3 protein-coding genes are annotated in these 3201 nt (G+C 54.1%); all 3 read right to left on the bottom strand.

Translation table 11 applies throughout. The features are described 5' to 3' along the window. Positions 1-432: 432 nt before the first annotated feature. Entirely contained in the window at positions 433-663 is a 231-nt protein-coding gene (locus tag ACOSYY_RS14850) for a hypothetical protein (protein WP_421663309.1), read from the bottom strand. Between the two features lie 313 nt (positions 664-976). Further along, positions 977-2695, bottom strand: coding sequence for a phenylalanine--tRNA ligase subunit beta (gene pheT / locus ACOSYY_RS14845; RefSeq protein ID WP_421663308.1), 1719 nt, complete (start codon positions 2693-2695; stop codon positions 977-979). Between the two features lie 8 nt (positions 2696-2703). Further along, positions 2704-3201: tRNA ligase subunit PheS family protein (locus tag ACOSYY_RS14840; protein ID WP_526023326.1), on the bottom strand; the 498-nt coding region annotated here is incomplete at its 5' end.

Genomic DNA, 3201 nt, shown 5'->3' with positions numbered 1-3201 from the left:
GGCGTGCGTGGACGTAATACGACGGATTTCGCGCGATCGCCCGTGAACAGGCACTCATCAAACTTACCGCAGCCAAGGGCCGCCTCGACACTGCGCACGAAGAGACCGAAGCCATGATTCTGGGCACGAAAAAGGTCGGCGCTCCATAAGTAAAGATCGCCAGAAGGTTTCATTCCGTGGCTTGCTGCAGCGGCCCGTCGCTGAACTGGGCTATTACAAGGAACTGATAAACTCCCCTAGCGGCCACTTCTTACAAAATTCATCTGACCACTCTCTGGAAGAATGGTCTATTCGTACAGAATTGACGGCAACAATTGGGGTTTGGGTGACAGATTGGTCGAGGAATCGCTAGATCGTTAATTCCCTACCGTTCACTCGGTCAGCTGCAGCTTGTGCCAGGTCGCTCAACTGTGGGAGGTTCACAACCCACAACTATCCTGCTGCCGCGAGTGCCTGCTCAGCTTCAAGCGGCAATCGGAGCCGAATGAAGTAGGAAGCCGGATAGAGATAGTCCTCGCCCGACTCATCGATCACTCGAAGGTAACCGTCTTTATCCGCCTTCTTGTCAGGGACAATGCGGTACACTTTGCGTTTTTCCAAATCGTCGCAATCATCGTTTTTTATGCAAAGCACAAATTCATGATCTGTGTGCTTTCGTCGCATGCTCGTTCCCTCAGTCGAGGAGTCGCTTGATCTTCATTTTCTTCCGACCGATTCCATGCGTTTCATACCAGTGAACTTCGGCTCGCCTAGTAGCGCCGTTGGCCAATCGAACCCAAGCGGTGCCTTTTAATTTTCTCCAGCGCCCAGGACCGAAACTGCGCCGGAGCCTCATAATATCTCTGATTCGGCCCCCGACTGCTATGGTTTCAATGTCTCCAATCTCGCCGATGATCTCGAAATGCACGTGGCTATTGTAGGTTGGCTCTCGCTTGGGAAGCAACCTCCCGGACACGTGTGACAGGGACAGATTTGGTTAACCAAGATCGGCAAGCTGCGACAAATTCACATCGAACGCAACGACCGGCATGGCAATTTGCCAGCGTTCGAGAACCTCCGGATGGACCTCTCCGATGACGCCGACGTGCTTACCTGAGACGAGAATCCGCCCAGCACGACCTTCTAGAAAAGACGGATGCTGTATTGGCTCAAGACTGTACTCTTTACCGAGGTAATAAAACAGCACATCGAGGCTAGAATGGATTTCTGAAAAATGAGTGGCGGCGTGAGCGATCAAGGCACCCAAGACGGTTTCCGTTCGAGACCCCAACTCGTGAGCACTGTCGGGAATCGCCACATCACCGGCCTCGAAGAGGCGATGGGGATAGAACGCCCGGCTCGAGGCGGCTTCGAGCCGCATCAATGAGGGCAGCATCCATTGTCGGAGACAGGAAAAGCTCAACGACATCACGTTGTCCACCTCCACCATACGTCCCCATTCCGTCCCTTCCAGACGCATAAGACGGGAATAATGATCCGGTGAGCCGAGAATGTTCGAAATGATTTCCTGAAACCCGAGCCCCACCATCAATTCTCGGGCTCGATCGGAGAGCTGTTCAATGGCGGATAATCCTCCCACCGTAAACTGCGCCGGCATGACGGGAGTAAACTCCGCATAACCACGGCTCATGGCGACGTCTTCAACGATGTCCATCGTATGCATCAGATCGTGCCGGTACGGCGGAAGCTTTGCCTTCACGGATCCCTTTTCCGCCGACACGCCATACCCGTACGACTCAAGCGCTTGCTTCACGACGGTCTCGCCAAGCTCCTGGCCCAGTGCCTGTTCGATCGTTTTGGTCCGAATCGTCTTGGGCTTCCCGAAATCTTGAGGGGTTTTTACCCGTTTGCCAAATATTGTGCTCGTCGGATATTGTACTTCCACCGGCTCGATGGTCGCCCCGCGGTCGGCCAAATTCGCCGCGAAGATATTCAGCGACAGCATCACCATCGGCAGATCTGTCCCTGTCACTTCAACGAAGAATTCATCATCACCTACCCGAACCTCCCCGATTTCCCGACTATTGATAATCGGCGGAAATGACAATGGTCGATCCTTCGCGTCTCGGAGTATAGGGAGCAAACTTTTGACGGCCAGAATAGGCCCGTACTCCAATCCCTTGGGATGAACCATGAGAATTTCCGACAGGGTCATCGTCGTTTCCATACCCAACGGGGTAAACCGCACATCATCCGGCTTGACCAACTCATAGGTCACCGGAAAGGTAATATTCCGCAGTTGGTAGATTCCGATGGAGACGGTTTTGCGCTTGCGTCCAAAGATGTCGGCCAACTTCTCCTGCGTTTGAATCAGCTGAGCCAAACCTTTCTCGGTCACCTGATAGCCCCTGGCCGTACAAGCTGCCACATACGGGCGCACCTGCTCCATACCGGGCTTCACGATCAGCTTATGCGGTGATTTCGGTTTTTCGGCGAAGAAAGAATAGGGCTTCAGCCGGCCTTGTTGCTTGATGCGAATTTGTCTGGCAATCCCCTCGCAACACCACAGGTCCGGCCGATTGCTGTCTTGCAGTTCGATGCGTAACTCTCCGGTTTCATGGCTGTGCCCCTTCAGCTCGCCTTTCACGAGCATGAGCCACTCCTCCAACTGAGCCATCGTGACGCTACGGCCGGCGCTGCGATCACCCGTGAGAAGCGATTCTAAATCGTCTTTGAAAATGGTGATCGTGGGCATGAATGTAGTTAGAACAATCCTCTGGTCGTGCGGATCAATTCCAAGTTGTCGGTGAAGAGTTCTCGTATGTCATGAATACCCAACGCCACCATCGCCATGCGATCAAGCCCCAACCCCCAGGCAATGACGGGCACTGTGACACCGAGCGGCAACGTTACTTCGGGACGAAAGAGACCCGCGCCGCCGAGTTCCATCCATCCCAAGCGTGGATGCCGCACATGCAATTCGACCGACGGTTCGGTAAATGGGAAATAAGCCGGTAAGAATTTCGCTTCCTTCGCCTGTGCCACTTCTCGGGCAAACAAATTCAGGAGACCCAACAGCGTCCTAAAGTTGATGTCTTCTCCCAGCACGATTCCCTCCACCTGGAAGAAATCCGTCGCATGGGTGGCGTCGACTTGGTCATAGCGGAAACACCGGGCGATCGAGAAATACTTCCCGGGAATGCTTGGCGAGGCGGCAAGCGTTCGAGCCGAAACCGCCGTGCCCTGACTCCGCAACACCAA

This window comes from Nitrospira sp. BLG_2, assembly GCF_049222245.1.
Note: the sequence above shows the minus strand (reverse complement) of the source record. Positions and strands in the feature narration are given on the sequence as shown.